The organism is Delftia sp. DLF01 (assembly GCF_014852125.1).
Classification (GTDB): Bacteria; Pseudomonadota; Gammaproteobacteria; order Burkholderiales; family Burkholderiaceae_C; genus Comamonas; species Comamonas acidovorans.
On the sequence record NZ_JACVAZ010000003.1, the window covers coordinates 812,593 to 826,832 of the forward strand.

General features: G+C 66.7%; 13 protein-coding genes. 4 read left to right on the forward strand and 9 right to left on the reverse strand.

Going from position 1 to position 14,240, the window contains the following annotated elements; all coding sequences use genetic code 11:
* The first annotated feature begins 29 nt into the window (after positions 1–29).
* Together IB269_RS18895 and IB269_RS18900 are read left to right on the forward strand one after the other, a co-directional pair.
* A complete protein-coding gene (locus tag IB269_RS18895) occupies positions 30–596 on the forward strand; it encodes an RNA polymerase sigma factor (RefSeq protein ID WP_141833584.1) in 567 nt (188 codons plus the stop codon).
* A gap of 10 nt (positions 597–606) precedes the next feature.
* Positions 607–1,446, forward strand: coding sequence for an anti-sigma factor family protein (locus IB269_RS18900; protein WP_192367973.1), 840 nt, complete (start codon positions 607–609; stop codon positions 1,444–1,446).
* Between the two features lie 15 nt (positions 1,447–1,461).
* Here IB269_RS18900 and IB269_RS18905 read toward each other — a convergent pair whose 3' ends face one another.
* Positions 1,462–2,157, reverse strand: a complete 696-nt coding sequence (locus tag IB269_RS18905) for a DAPG hydrolase family protein (protein ID WP_192367974.1) — start codon at positions 2,155–2,157, stop codon at positions 1,462–1,464.
* A 156-nt stretch (positions 2,158–2,313) separates the two neighbouring features.
* On the opposite strand from IB269_RS18905, the gene IB269_RS18910 reads away from it, so the two are divergent.
* Positions 2,314–2,979, forward strand: coding sequence for a TetR/AcrR family transcriptional regulator (locus tag IB269_RS18910; protein WP_192367975.1), 666 nt, complete (start codon positions 2,314–2,316; stop codon positions 2,977–2,979).
* Between the two features lie 72 nt (positions 2,980–3,051).
* Here IB269_RS18910 and IB269_RS18915 read toward each other — a convergent pair whose 3' ends face one another.
* From IB269_RS18915 to IB269_RS18930, 4 genes are all read right to left on the reverse strand, one after another.
* Complete coding sequence (locus tag IB269_RS18915) at positions 3,052–4,143, reverse strand: enoyl-CoA hydratase/isomerase family protein (RefSeq protein WP_192367976.1); 1,092 nt, start codon at positions 4,141–4,143, stop codon at positions 3,052–3,054.
* Between the two features lie 142 nt (positions 4,144–4,285).
* A complete protein-coding gene (locus tag IB269_RS18920) occupies positions 4,286–5,317 on the reverse strand; it encodes a Bug family tripartite tricarboxylate transporter substrate binding protein (RefSeq protein ID WP_192367977.1) in 1,032 nt (343 codons plus the stop codon).
* Between the two features lie 42 nt (positions 5,318–5,359).
* Positions 5,360–5,857 (reverse strand): MaoC family dehydratase, encoded by a 498-nt coding sequence (locus IB269_RS18925; RefSeq protein WP_013803034.1) that lies wholly within the window; start codon positions 5,855–5,857, stop codon positions 5,360–5,362.
* Between the two features lies 1 nt (position 5,858).
* Complete coding sequence (locus IB269_RS18930; RefSeq protein WP_192367978.1) at positions 5,859–7,055, reverse strand: CaiB/BaiF CoA transferase family protein; 1,197 nt, start codon at positions 7,053–7,055, stop codon at positions 5,859–5,861.
* Between the two features lie 83 nt (positions 7,056–7,138).
* Here IB269_RS18930 and IB269_RS18935 point away from each other — a divergent pair, with 83 nt between their 5' ends.
* Positions 7,139–8,026, forward strand: a complete 888-nt coding sequence (locus IB269_RS18935; RefSeq protein WP_192367979.1) for a LysR family transcriptional regulator — start codon at positions 7,139–7,141, stop codon at positions 8,024–8,026.
* Between the two features lie 151 nt (positions 8,027–8,177).
* Here the strand turns inward: IB269_RS18935 and typA are convergent, their stop codons facing one another.
* The 4 genes from typA to infB are packed head-to-tail and all read right to left on the reverse strand — an operon-like array spanning position 8,178 to position 14,237.
* Positions 8,178–10,004: a translational GTPase TypA gene (typA, locus tag IB269_RS18940; protein ID WP_034398352.1), complete on the reverse strand. Its 1,827-nt coding sequence runs from the start codon at positions 10,002–10,004 to the stop codon at positions 8,178–8,180.
* Positions 10,005–10,027: 23 nt separating this feature from the next.
* Positions 10,028–10,993, reverse strand: a complete 966-nt coding sequence (gene truB, locus IB269_RS18945) for a tRNA pseudouridine(55) synthase TruB (RefSeq protein WP_192367980.1) — start codon at positions 10,991–10,993, stop codon at positions 10,028–10,030.
* 4 nt (positions 10,994–10,997) lie between these two features.
* Positions 10,998–11,369, reverse strand: coding sequence for a 30S ribosome-binding factor RbfA (gene rbfA, locus IB269_RS18950; RefSeq protein ID WP_012204835.1), 372 nt, complete (start codon positions 11,367–11,369; stop codon positions 10,998–11,000).
* 6 nt (positions 11,370–11,375) lie between these two features.
* Positions 11,376–14,237, reverse strand: coding sequence for a translation initiation factor IF-2 (infB, locus tag IB269_RS18955; RefSeq protein WP_013803037.1), 2,862 nt, complete (start codon positions 14,235–14,237; stop codon positions 11,376–11,378).
* Positions 14,238–14,240 lie beyond the last annotated feature (3 nt).

The following is a 14,240-nucleotide window of genomic DNA, read 5'->3' on the forward strand; positions in this document are numbered from 1 at the left end:
TCCAGCCGCATCCGCCTTCGGACCTGCCCATGGACCGCAGCCAGATCCTGGAGCACCTGCCCGGCCTGCGCCGCTACGCGCGGCTGCTGGCAGGCGATGCCTGGGCCGCCGACGACCTGGTGCAGGACACGCTGGAGCGTGCCTGCCGCAAATGGCTGCTGTGGCGCCCCGACGGCGATCTGCGCGCCTGGCTGTTCACGCTGATGCACAACCTCTACCTGAACCAGCGGCGCTCTGCCGCGCGCGGGCAGTGGCTGGACATAGACAGCCTGTCCGAGACCCTGGCCGCACCCGAGGACAGCAGCGATGCGGCCCTGGACCTGGAGCGCTGCCTGCAGCGCCTGCCCGCCGAGCAGCGGGCCGTGCTGCTGCTGGTCAGCGTGGAGGACATGAGCTACGCCGACACGGCGCGCGTGCTGCAGCTGCCCCTGGGCACCGTGATGTCGCGCCTGTCGCGCGCACGGTCACGGCTGCGCGAATTGATGGAGGCCCCATCGACCACCTCGGCCACCTCTGCAGCGCCTGCACAGTCAGCACCGACTGCCAAGGCCGCAACACCCCAAGCCGCAGCCCCCGCGCTGCGCCGGCTCAAATGACGAGGCCGCCATGACCGCATCCGCCCCCACCCCTCTTTCATCTTCCTCGCCCTTGCCCCCGCCCATTTCCGACGAGCAGTTGCACGCCCTGGTCGATGGCCGCCTTCCCGCGCAGCAGGCGCAGGCGCTGCGCGACCAGCTGGACGAAGACAGTGCCGCGCGCGTGGAGCAATGGCAACGCCAGCGCCAGTTGCTGCGCGCCCTGCATGCCGCCCGGGATGAACCCGGCATGCCCGACGAAATGCGCGCCGCCGCCGAACAGTTGCAGGGCCTGCACCAGCGCCAGCAGCAGTGGTGGCGCTGGGGTGGCATGGCCGCGGGCTGGATGCTGGCCTTCGGCCTGGGCTGGCTGGTGCATGGGCAGCAGGCGGCGCCCGCCGCCGCGCCATCAACGGCGGCCACGCTGGCCGCCGCCACCCCGGCCCGCTTCGCCCACCAGGCGGCCGTCGCCCACGCGGTCTACCAGCCCGAGCAACGCCACCCGGTCGAGGTGGAGGCCGCGCAGCAGGCCCATCTGCTGCAGTGGCTGTCCAAGCGCCTGGGCCGGCCGCTGAAGCTGCCGGCACTCACGGACCTGGGCTATGAGCTGGTGGGCGGCCGATTGCTGCCCGGCGACAGCGGCGCACGCGCCCAGTTCATGTACCAGGACGCGGCGGGCGAGCGCATCACCCTCTACCTGGGCGCGCTGCAGGACCCGGCCACGCGCGGCGAGACCGCCTTTCACTTCAGCAGCGACGGCCCCGTGCCCAGCTTCTACTGGGTGGACCAGGGCTTTGGCTATGCGCTCAGCGGCGCCCTGCCGCGCAACCGGCTGCTGCAGCTGGCCACGGCCGTGCACCAGCAGCTTTGAAGCCTGGGGCCACGTCTACCAGGGCAGCGGCGCCGCCTCGCCGTTGCCATGCTCGCCGTAGTACAGCGAGGGCAGGAAGCGCGACAGGTAGGTGAACTCCGTGTAGCAATGGCGCAGCAGGCCCAGGCCCAGCGCGTCAGGCAGCTCGGTCGCCGGGTCGGCGCAGGACTGGCCCAGCAAAAAGCGGCTGCGCAGCACGCAGCCAAAAGGCGTGTCACGCGCCAGATGCACCATCTGCCCGTCCATGGGGTCCCCGCTGGCGTCCAGCTGCACATGCTCACCGAAGCCGATGCGCGCATACACGGCGGCCGATGCGCGTTTTTCGGCAAAGGCCAGCTCCAGCTGCGCAGGGTCGAACAGCTCGCGCGGGTCGTGGAACTTGAGCCTGGCCGCCACGGGCGGAATATCGGCCAGGGACTCCACGGCCTCGATGGACGCGCCGATGTAGCTCTCGCCCTTCTTCCATTGCGCATCCCAGCCGCGATGCGCGATGTGGTCGTGCGGATGCCACCACTTGATGTGCTGCGTGGTCTCGAAGAACTTGAACCACCAGTCCAGCATGCGGCCGCTGCAGCCATGCAGGTCGGTGCGGCAGGCCACCACCAGGCAGCCGCTGGGCAGGCGCTGGATTCCCGTCTCCAGCCGCAGCGGCGTGATGTGCAGCAGCTCGTCGATGCGGGAAATGTCGGGCTCGAAGGCATGGGGGTTCATGGGTGTTTTCCGTTCCTGGGTTGATGAGGAAAAGCCATCTTATATTAAAGAAACGAACAACGTTTCCAAACAATCGGATAATCCCTGCCGGGTAACAAAATGCTGCACAACCAGGCACGACCCTGCACAACACCGAACGGAACGACAAGAAATCCAATGGAATCCGAAATCACTCCTGCGCCCCCCAGGCCGCGCGGGCGGCCGGCCCGGCCCGAGCACGAGGCCAACGACGCCGCCCTGGCCGCCGCCACCTGGCTCTTGCTCAACGAAGGCTATGCCGCCACCACCATGGAAGCCGTGGCCAGGCGCGCGGGGCTGGCCAAGAAGACGCTCTACCGCTTTGCCGCCAACCGCGAGGATCTGGTGGCCCTGGTGGTGCGCGGCTGGACCGACGGTTTCCGCCCTGCCCTGTCGGCCGATGCGCAATCGGCCGCAGAGGTGGCGCCAGCGCTGGCCGAGATCCTGCGCGTGATTGCCGCGCGCGTGCTGTCGGCCGAGGCAGTGGGCATGTTCCGCCTGCTCACCACCGATTTCCCCGCCAAGCCGGAGCTGCTGGAGGTCTACCAGCGCAACGGCATAGAGCGCGGCCGCGGCATGCTGGTGGACTGGCTGCGGCGCCAGTGCGGCAAGGGGTTGCTGCGGGCCGAACAGCCCGAAGTCGTCTGCGACCTGCTGCTGTCCATGGCCATTGCCGAGCCGCTGCGGCAGATGGCCCTGGGCCTGACGCCGCCCGTGCCCGAATGGGACCCGGGGCCGCGCATAGAACATGCGGTCCGGCTGCTTGCCGGCCAGGCCTGCAGCATGGAGCCTGCGGATCGTTGAATGAAAAAGGCCACCCGGCATGGCGCCGGATGGCCTTTTGGAAGCTTGAACGCTGCACGCTCTGCGCCGCGATCAGTCCAGCGCCGCCAGCGGATGCGAATGCGCAGGCCAGGGGCTGTCGAAGAAGGCGCACCACTGCGCTTCCTGCACATCCTCGATGCGCGCGGGGTTCCAGCGCGGTTGGTGGTCCTTGTCCACGGCCAGTGCGCGTATGCCTTCGATGGTCTCGCTCTGGCCCGGGCGCAGGTAGAAGCAGTGACGCACCATGTCGCGCTCCATGCGCAGGTCCTGGGCCAGCGTCATGCCGCGCGCGCGGCGAATCTGCTCCAGCACCACATGCAGCATCAGCGGCGAGCGCTTGCGCAGCGTGGCTGCCGTGTGCTGCGCCCACTCGCCATCTGCCGCTTCCAGCGCCTGCACCATGACAGCCACCGTAGGCAGGGCAAACACGCGGTCGATCTCGGCGCGGGGCTGGGCCGCTGGCTTGGCCGGGGCCGTGAACTTCGACTTCACCAGGGCCTCGATGGCCGCTGCATCGGCAAAGCTGCCGGCGGCCAGCGCGTCCCACAGGGCAGGCTGCTGGTCCGAGGGCAGGTAGCCATCGGCCAGGCCGAAGTCCAGCGCATCGGCCGCGCCGATCACATCGCCCGTCAGCGCCAGCCACTCACCCGCGTGACCCGGGCAGCGCGAGAGAAAGTAGCCGCCACCCACATCGGGGAACAGGCCGATGGCCGTCTCGGGCATGGCCATCTTGGTGCGTTCGGTGACGATGCGCAGCGTGCCGCCCTGGCTGATGCCCATGCCGCCGCCCATGACGATGCCGTCCATGAAGGCGATGTAGGGCTTGCCAAAGGTGTGGATCAGGTGGTTGAGCGCGTACTCCTCGGTGAAGAAGTCCTCCAGTTGCGGATTGCCCGTGCTGCCCGCGCCATGCAGGAAGCGGATGTCCCCGCCCGCGCAGAAGGCGCCGAAGACCCCTTCCTTGCCCATGCCTCGGATGGCCACGGCCAGCACCTGCTCATCCTTTTGCCAGGCCAGCAGGGTGGCCAGCAGATCGCGCACCATGCCCAGCGACAGCGCATTCAGCGCCTTGGCCCGGTTCAAGGTGATCATGCCCATGCGGCCCCGCACTTCGCTGAGGACTTCGCCGGCAGCTCCCGTCATATTTTGCTCCTTGTTGCTATGCATGCCCTGCCCCGGCAGCCCGGGGCAATGAGCCGCAACCATAGCTGAAAAACCGCGCCCGCCCCTGACAAACAGGTGCCAATATGCGCAACTGCGCGACAGGTGCCGCAACGCCCCGCACTCAGTCCAGAGAGACGCCCGTGCTCTTGACCACGCCGGCCCAGCGCTTGATCTCGCTGCGGATGTAGGCGCCGTATTCCTCGGGCGTGGAGCCCAGGCCTTCGGCGCCTTGCAGCTGCAGCTTCTCGACCACGCCCGGGTCCTTGAGCGCGCGCATCAGCTCCTGGTTGAGCCGCTGGATGATGGCGGCCGGCGTTTTGGCCGGCACCATCACGCCCTGCCAGGCCCCGGCCTCGAAGCCGGACATGCCGCTTTCGGCCAGCGTGGGTGCATCGGGGAAGTTGGGCAGGCGCTTGGAGGAACTCACGGCCAGCAGCTTGAGCCGCCCCTCCTTGATGAAGGGTGCGACGGAATTGATGGTGTCGGTCATGAAGTCGATCTGCCCGGCGACCAGATCCACGTCGGCCGGCGCGCTGCCCTTGTAGGGCACGTGGCTGGCCTCGATCTGGTAGTGCTGCACGACCTGGAAGGCCGCCAGGTGGGTGACGTTGCCGTTGCCGGCCGAGCCATAGGACAGCTGGCCGGTCTTGTCCCTGGCATGGCGCACGAACTCCTGCACGTTCTTCACCGGCAGCTTGGGGTTGACCACCAGGCCCAGCGGCACCACGGCCGTCAGCGCCACGGGCATCAGGTCCTTGCCCACGTCGTAGCTCATCTTCTTGTAGAGCGACGGGCTCAGCGCAATGGACGAGGTGTTGTAGAGCACGGTATAGCCATCGGGCGCGGCCTTGGCCACCAGGGCATTGCCGATGTTGCCATTGGCTCCGGGCCGGTTGTCCACGATCACGGTCTGGCCCAGTTGCTGGCCGACCTGCTGGGCCAGCACGCGCGCCACCAGGTCGGTGGGCCCGCCCGGCGGGAAGGGCACGACCATCGTGATGGGCTTGCTGGGCCAGGGCTGCTGCGCCAGCGCGGCGCCGGGCAGTGCAGCACCCACTGCCACCGCCGCAGCCACCGCAATGGGGGCCGCCAGGGTGACCAGCGCCATGCGGCGCCTTCTATTGCGGGCCGCCTTGTCGATCTGCTTGTCCATGCTTTTGTCTCCTGATGTCGTTATGGGAATGCTTGTGGCCGCCTAGCTGCGCCCGGCCAGCAGGCGCACGGCCGTGTATTCCATGACCTTCTGGTGGCCCTGGTTGAAGACCTCGATGCGCGAGGTGACGACGGCGCGGTTGCCCTTGGAGGTGGGCTTGATGGCGGTGACTTCGACCAGCGCCTCGATGGTGTCGCCCACCAGCACGGGGCCGAGGATCTTCTGGTGCAGCTCCAGCATGGCCAGGCCCGTGCCCTGGATCATGCTTTGCAGGATGAAGCCTTCGATCAGCGCATAGGTCATGGCGCCCGGCACGGGGCGGCCGGCAATGGCGCCGCCGTCGTAGCCCTCCTCGATGAAGATGGCCTCCAGCATGCCCGTGGCATTGATGAAGGCGACCAGGTCGGACTCGGTCACGGTGCGGCGGAAGGTGCGCAGCTGCTGGCCAACCTGCAGGTCCTGCCAGAAAAAGCCTTGGCCCATGCGGGGCACGGCGTTCCAGGCGGCGCCAGGATGGGGCTGCGGGGTGTTCACTGTCATCTCATGTCTCCTGTTGCGTGATCTGCAGGCCGGCGATGCGCTCGGCGCTCCAGCCCGCCTGGGCCAGCAGCGCCGCCGTGTGCTCGCCCAGGCGCGGTGGCAAGCCCATGGGGGCCTGCCGGCCATCCATGCGCACGGATGAACGCGGCAGGTGCACGGTGCCCATGGCGGCGTCGTGCAGCGGCACGAAGAACTCCGTGGCCTGCAGATGCGGATCGGCGGGCAGATCGTCCATGCGCGCCACCGGGGCGGCAGGAATCTCCAGGCGCTGGCAGGTGTCCAGCCAGTACTGGGTGCCGTGCAGCGCCACATGCTCGCCTGCGGTCTCCAGCAGCTCGGCAATGTGGGCCGTGCGGCTGGCCTGGCTGGCAAAGCGCGCGTCCAGGGCCAGCTGCGGCTGGCCCACGGCGGCGAAGAAGCGCTGCCAGTGCGCGTCGGTGTACGGCATCATGCAGACGTGGCCGTCCAGCGTTCGGTAGGGCTTGCGCCAGGGCGCCATCACGCGCGGGTAGCCTGCGCCGCTGAGCGCCGGGCTGAAGTGCATGCCGTAGAAATGCTCGACCAGGTTGAAGCCCACCATGGTCTCGTACATGGGCACTTCCACAAAGCAGCCATGGCCGCTGCGCTCGCGCTGGAACAGCGCCGCCAGCACGGCATGCGCGGCCACCAGGGCGCAGGTCTTGTCGGCCGCAATGGTGGGCAGGTAGCGCGCCTCGCCCGTCTGGCGCTCCATCAGGTCGGCCAGGCCGCTCATGCCCTGGATGACGTCGTCATAGGCGGGCATGCCTGCATAGGGGCCGTCCTCGCCAAAGCCATGCAGGCCTGCATAGACCAGGCGCGGATAGCGCTCGCGCAGCGTTGCGGGGTCCAGGCCCAGCGGGGCCAGCTTTTGCGGCCGCATGCTGTGCATGAACACATCGGCCGTGGCCAGCAGCGCATGCAGGGCCTGGCGCGACTCTTCCCGCTTGAGGTCCAGCACCACGCTCTTCTTGCTGCGGTTGGTGCCCATGAACATGGCTGCCATGCCGGGCTCCACGGCCGGGCCGGTATGGCGCGTGGAGTCGCCGGCCGGCGGCTCGATCTTGATGACTTCGGCGCCGTAGTCGGCCAGCACTTGGCTGGCCAGCGGCCCGAACACCACGCTGGACAGATCCAGCACCCGAATCCCTGTCAACGCAGCCTGCACTGTGGTCTCCATGTTGCTTCAGGGAGCCAGTATTTGATATCTTTGAAGTTGCGTCTAAGACTTAATTCAGCATCGCTGATACACGGTGGATATCAATGGACCTGCGCCAACTGCGTCACTTCGTCACCCTGGCCCGCACGCTCAACTACCGGCAGGCGGCCGAGCAGCTGCACATGTCGCAGCCGCCACTGTCCCAATCCATACGCCGGCTGGAAGACAGCCTGGGCGTGCAGCTCTTTCAGCGCGACCGCCGGGGCACGGCGCTGACCGAGGCAGGCCAGGCGGCCCTGGAAAGTGCCGAGCTGGCCCTGCACCATGCGCGCCAGATGCAGGAGGTCTCGCGCGCCACGGCCGGCGGCGAGCGCGGGCGGCTGCACATAGGCTTCATAGGCTCGGCCACGTTCTCGCTGATACCGCGGCTGGTGCAGGCCTTTCGCAGCGAATATCCGCTGATCGACCTGGTGCTGACCGAATCGACCACGCGCGAGATCTGCGCGCAGGTGGCCAGCGGCGATTTCGATGCCGGCCTGCTGCGCTACCCGGTGACGCAGGCCACCGACCTGTCCATCACGCCCGTGGAAAAGGACGAGCTGGTGGCCGTGCTGCCCGAAGGCAACCCGCTGCTGCAGCGGCCCGCCTTGCGGCTGCGGGACCTGGCGGACCAGCCCTTCATCAACTACCGCCCCAGCGAGGTGCCCGGCCTGCACGCGCTGGTGGTGCTGGCCTGCCAGACCGCGGGCTTCATGCCCCAGGTCAAGCAGCATGCCGTGCAGGCGCAGACCCTGGTCAGCCTGGTGGGTGCGGGCCTGGGCGTGGCGCTGGTGCCAGCCGTGGTGGCCAAGGGCAGCACGCCGGGGGTGGTGTTCCGCGCGCTGGCAGATACCGAGAACCTGCCCTCCATCGGCCTGGCCCTGGCGCTCAATCCGCAGCAAAGCGCAGCGGCCGGGCAGCGACTGCGCGAGTTGCTGCTGCAGCTGCAGTAGCAAGCAGTTGCAAGCAGCAGCAGCAGTTACTTTGCCGTGGCGCCCGCACGCCTGAACGGCGCGCCACAAAAGACAAAGGCCGCAGATGCGGCCTTTGACAGTCAGGGCGGTGAAGCCGTGCGGCTTGCGTGCACCCTTGGCGCAACAGCGCTTATGCGCCGCGCGAAGCGCGCTTGCGCTCGTTCTCGGACAGGTGGCGCTTGCGAACGCGGATGCTCTTGGGGGTGATTTCCACCAGCTCGTCGTCCTCGATGAATTCCACCGCGTATTCCAGCGACAGGTCGATCGGGGGCGTGATCTTGATGGCATCTTCCTTGCCGGACACGCGGAAGTTGGTCAGCTGCTTGGTACGCGTGGCGTTGACCACCAGGTCGTTGTCACGGCTGTGGATGCCGATGATCATGCCTTCGTACACGGGATCGTTGGCCTTGACGAACATGCGGCCACGGTCATCCAGCTTGCCCAGGGCGTAGGTGAAGATTTCGCCTTCGTCCATGGAGATCAGCACACCGTTCTTGCGGCCGCCGATTTCGCCCTTGTGCGGCTCGTAGCTGTCGAAGATGTTGGAGATCAGGCCGGAACCACGGGTCAGGTTCAGGAATTCGTTGGTGAAGCCGATCAGGCCACGCGCAGGAATGCGGTACTCCAGGCGCACGCGGCCGCGGCCATCGGGTTCCATGTTGACCAGCTCGCCCTTGCGCTCGCCCAGGGCCTGCATCACGCCACCCTGGTGGCCTTCTTCGATGTCGGCCGTCACCAGCTCGATAGGCTCGTGGCGCACGCCGTCCACGTCGCGGTAGACCACGCGGGGCTTGGACACGGCCAGCTCGTAGCCTTCACGGCGCATTTCTTCCAGCAGGATGGTCAGGTGCAGTTCGCCGCGGCCCGACACTTCGAAGATGCCGTCTTCGTCGGTTTCCTTGACGCGCAGGGCCACGTTGGAACGCAGTTCCTTTTGCAGGCGGTCCCAGATCTGGCGGCTGGTCACGAACTTGCCTTCACGACCTGCCAGCGGCGAGGTGTTGACGCAGAAGTTCATGGTCAGCGTGGGCTCGTCGATCTTGAGCATCGGCAGCGGCTGGGGGTTCAGCGGGTCGGTCAGCGTGACGCCCATGCCCAGGTCGGCAATGCCGTTGACCAGCACGATGTCGCTGGGACCGGCTTCGGTCACCTGCACGCGGTCAATGCCCTGGAACTTCAGAACCTGGTTGATGCGGCCCTTGTAGCTCTTGCCGTCAGGACCTTCCATGACCAGCACGTCGGTCGAAGGCTTGAGCGTGCCGGAGGTGATGCGGCCCACGCCGATACGGCCCACGAAGGTGGAGTAGTCCAGCGCCGAGATCTGCATTTGCAGCGGAGCGGCAGGATCGCCCTTGACGGCGGGAACGTGCTTCAGGATGGTGTCGAACAGGGCCGACATGTCGGGGCCCCACTGTTCGCCAGGAGCGCCTTCTTCCAGCGAGGTCCAGCCGTTGATGCCCGAGGCGTACACCACGGGGAAGTCCAGCTGCTCGTCGGTGGCACCCAGCTTGTCGAACAGGTCGAAGGCGGCGTTGACCACGTAGTCGGGACGCGCACCGGGCTTGTCCACCTTGTTGACCACGAGGATGGGCTTCAGGCCCAGGGCCAGTGCCTTCTTGGTCACGAAGCGCGTCTGGGGCATGGGGCCTTCCTGCGCGTCGATCAGCAGCACCACGCCGTCCACCATGGACAGGGCACGCTCCACTTCACCGCCGAAGTCCGCGTGGCCGGGTGTGTCGAGGATGTTGATGTGCGTCTCGTTCCAGCTCACGGCGCAGTTCTTGGCCAGGATGGTGATGCCACGCTCGCGTTCGATGGCGTTGTTGTCCATCACCGTGTCCACGACTTTCTCGTGTTCGGCGAAGGTTCCGGATTGGCGCAGCAGCTGGTCCACCATGGTGGTTTTGCCGTGGTCCACGTGGGCGATGATCGCGATATTGCGGATTTGTTTGCTCATAGTGTTTTCCCATTGCCGCTGCGTCATGGGCGCGGCGTGTCTTCCAAAATCTGTTGAATTTCCAGTGAACTGAGCAGGCGCCCGGGGATGAGTTCCCCACGCACCACGCGCCCCACTCCCAGCAGAGCCTGTGGGTTCTCGCCATACACAGCCACCGCCTCGGCATCGGCCCAAGCGCCCTTGCGGGGCAGGCCCGTGAGAAAACGGGCCGCATCTTGCTCGCCCAGCGTGACAGCCGTGTGGCTGGCCAGCAGGGCGTCGACAGGCTGCAACTGCTGCAGACGCTCGCCCTCGCCCATGGCGGCCAGCGCCTCCAGCGAGATACAGCGCTCGACACCCAGCCCCCCGGTGTCGATACGGCGCAGCGCGCGCAGGTGCGCGCCGCAGCCCAGGGCCTCGCCCACGTCCTCGGCCAGCGTGCGGATGTAGGTGCCCTTGCTGCAGGTCACCAGCATCCGGATCGCAGGCAGGCCTTCGCTGTCTTGCGTCAGCGAAAGCTCCAGTGCGTGGATTGTCACTTCGCGCGCCGGGCGCTCGACTTCGATGCCGGCACGCGCATATTCATAGAGAGCCTTGCCATCCTTCTTGAGGGCGCTGTACATGGGTGGCACCTGGCGGATCGCACCCGTGAACTGCGCCTGCACGGCGGCCAATCGCTCGACCGTGAGGGCGGCGAGGTCAACGGCGCGCTCGCGCAGCACCTCGCCCTCGGCATCGGCCGTGGTCGTGGTCTGGCCCAGGCGCGCAATCGCCTCATAGGTCTTGGCAGCTTCAAGCTGCAACTGGCTGAACTTGGTCGCCGCACCGAAGCACAGCGGCAGCACGCCGGTGGCCAACGGGTCCAGCGTGCCGGTGTGTCCGGCCTTTTCGGCGCGCAGCAACCACTTGACCTTTTGCAAGGCGTCGTTGCTGGACAGCTCCAGCGGTTTGTCGAGTAGCAACACCCCATGCACAGGGCGCCGCTGCACCCTTGTGCGTGGCGCGTTCATGGGGCTACTCTTCCTTTCCGCGCGAAGAAACGGCCTTGGCGATCAAGGCGTTCATGTCGGCCGCACGCTCGGAGGTGCGGTCGTAGATGAAGTGCAGCGTGGGCACTGTGTGGATGTGCAGGCGCTTGAACAGGCCATTGCGCAGGAAGCCTGCGGCCTGGTTCAACGCTTCCTGCGTCGCCTGTGGATCACCCACGAGCAGGCTGAAGTAGACCTTGGCGTGGGCATAGTCCGGAGTCACCTCCACGCTTTGCAGCGTGACCATGCCCACGCGCGGGTCCTTCAACTCGCGCGCGATCAGCTCTGCCAGATCACGCTGGATCTGGTCAGAGACTTTGAAGCTGCGATTCGGCGCAGCGGACTTGCGTGTTGCCATGGCGAATTACAGCGAGCGCGCGATTTCCTTGATCTCGAACACTTCGAGCACGTCGCCTTCGCGAATGTCGTTGTAGTTCTTGAGCTTGATACCGCACTCGAAGCCTTCCTTGACTTCCTTGACGTCGTCCTTCAGGCGCTTGAGCGATTCGATCTCGCCCGTGTAGATGACCACGTTCTCGCGCAGCAGGCGGAAATGCGCATTGCGCGTGACCTGGCCTTGCGTAATGTACGAGCCGGCCACGGTGCCGATCTTCGAAGCCACGAACACGGTGCGGATCTCGGCCATGCCGATGATCTCTTCCTTGCGCTCGGGAGCCAGCATGCCGGACATGGCCGCCTTCACCTCTTCGACTGCGTCGTAGATGATGTTGTAGTAGCGCAGGTCCACATCGTTGCTCTCGGCCGTCTTGCGCGCCTGGGCATCGGCCCGGACGTTGAAGCCGATGATGATGGCCTTGGAGGCCAGCGCCAGGTTCACGTCGGACTCGCTGATGCCGCCCACGCCCGAGTAGACCAGTTGAACGCGGATCTCGTCGGTCGAGAGCTTGAGCAGCGATGTGCCCAGCGCTTCCTGCGAGCCCTGCATGTCGGCCTTGATGATGATGGGCAGGGTCTGGACCTCGCCTGCACCCATTTCGGCAAACATGTTCTCGAGCTTGGCAGCCTGCTGGCGGGCCAGCTTGGTGTGGCGGAACTTGCCGGCGCGGTAGGTCGCGATTTCGCGGGCACGACGCTCGTCCTGCAGCACCATGAAGTCGTCGCCGGCCTGGGGCACGTCGGACAGACCCTGGATTTCCACCGGGATGGAGGGGCCGGCAGACTTGGTCTGCTTGCCGTCTTCGTCCAGCATGGCGCGCACGCGGCCGTAGGTCTGGCCTGCCAGCACCACGTCGCCCACCTTCAGCGTACCGGACTGCACCAGCACCGTGGCCACAGGGCCGCGGCCCTTGTCCAGCTGGGCTTCGATGACCAGGCCCTTGGCAGCGGCTTCCACGGGAGCGGTCAGCTCCAGCACTTCGGCCTGCAGCAGAACCTGCTCCAGCAGCTCGTCGATGCCCTGGCCGGTCTTGGAGGACACGGCGATGAACGGGGACTCGCCGCCGTACTCTTCAGGCACCACCTGCTCCGCCACCAGGCCTTGCTTGACGCGGTCGAGGTTGGCATCGGGCTTGTCGGCCTTGGTGATGGCAACCACGATGGGCACACCAGCCGCCTTCGCGTGCTTGATGGCTTCCTTGGTCTGGGGCATCACGCCGTCGTCGGCCGCACACACCAGGATGACGATGTCGGTGGCCTGGGCACCACGGGCACGCATGGCCGTGAAGGCCTCGTGGCCCGGGGTATCCAGGAAGGTGACGATGCCGCGGGGCGTCGTCACATGGTAGGCACCGATGTGCTGGGTAATGCCACCGGCTTCGCCCGACGCAACCTTGGTGCGGCGGATGTAGTCCAGCAGCGAGGTCTTGCCGTGGTCCACGTGGCCCATGACGGTGACCACGGGAGCACGCGACTCCTGGGCAGCTTCCTGCTGGGACACTTCCTCGGCCGTGAAGGCTTCGGGATCGTCCAGCGCGGCGACCTTGGCCGTGTGGCCCATTTCCTCGACCACGATCATGGCCGTGTCCTGGTCCAGAGGCTGGTTGATGGTGACCATCTGGCCCATCTTCATCAGCACCTTGATCAGCTCGGACGCCTTGACCGACATCTTGTGCGCCAGCTCGGCCACGGTGATGGTCTCGGGCACGTGCACTTCGATGGCGCGGAATTCCGCTGCCGCGCTCTGGTGCTGACCGTCATGACGGTCATTGCCACGACGGCCGCCACGCGGGCCGCCGCGCCAGTTGGAACGGCCACCCACGCCACCGGAGCTGTCGCCACGGGTCTTGATTTCCTTCTTCTTGCCATCGCCAGCCCAGCTCGACGAGAGCTTGGCGGACTTGACTTCCTTGCCGGCACCGGCAGGCGCACCCGCACGCGCACCGGCTCCACCGGCGGTCGTGCCAGCGGGCTTGTGCAGCGTGGTCTTCTTGGCATCGCCGGCAGCGGGCGCTGCAGGCTTGGCCACGGGCTTGGGCTCTTCAGGCTTCTTGGCCACGAGCACCTTCTTGGGCGCAGCCATCATGGCGCGAATGGCTTCGGCCTCGGCCAGCGCCTTGCGGCGGCGGTCTTCCAGATCCTTGGCGCGTTCGGCTTCCTCGGCCGCGCGGGCCTTGGATTCTTCCTCGGCCTTGACGCGAGCCGCAACCTGGGCTTCGGCGCGCGCGGCCTGGCCTGCAGCCTGCTCACGCGAAGCTTCCTGCTTCGCGCGGTTGGCCTCGAGGATCTTTGCGGCTTCTGCAGCCGCATAGGCGCTTGCGCGCTCTTCGGCTTCTCGTTCGCGTTGTTGAACTAGTTCGCGCTCTTCGCGCTCACGGCGTTGCTGTGCCAATTCTTCCTCCTCGCGGCCGATCATTTCGGCCTGGCGACGTGCTTCCCCTTCGCGGCGCACCAGATCCTGGGACTCGCGCTCCGATGCCGCGCGCTGCTCCTGGGCAGCGGCAACGACAGCGGGATCGGAGGCGCCCTCGGCGACCTCGTCACGCTTGACGAAGGTGCGCTTCTTGCGCACTTCCACCTGGATGGTGCGGGCGCGGCCCGACGAATCGGCCTGCTTGATCTCGCTTGTGGACCGTTTGGTCAGCGTGATCTTCTTGGCGCCACTTCCGTGGCTGGCCTGCAGATGGCTGAGCAGTTGCTGCTTGTCGCCGTCGGTCAACGCATCCGATGCGTTGTCCTTGGCGACGCCTGCAGCCTTGAGCTGCTGCAGCAACGTGTCAGGGGTCTTGTTGAGCTCTCTTGCAAACTCGGCAACCGTATTACTGGACATATA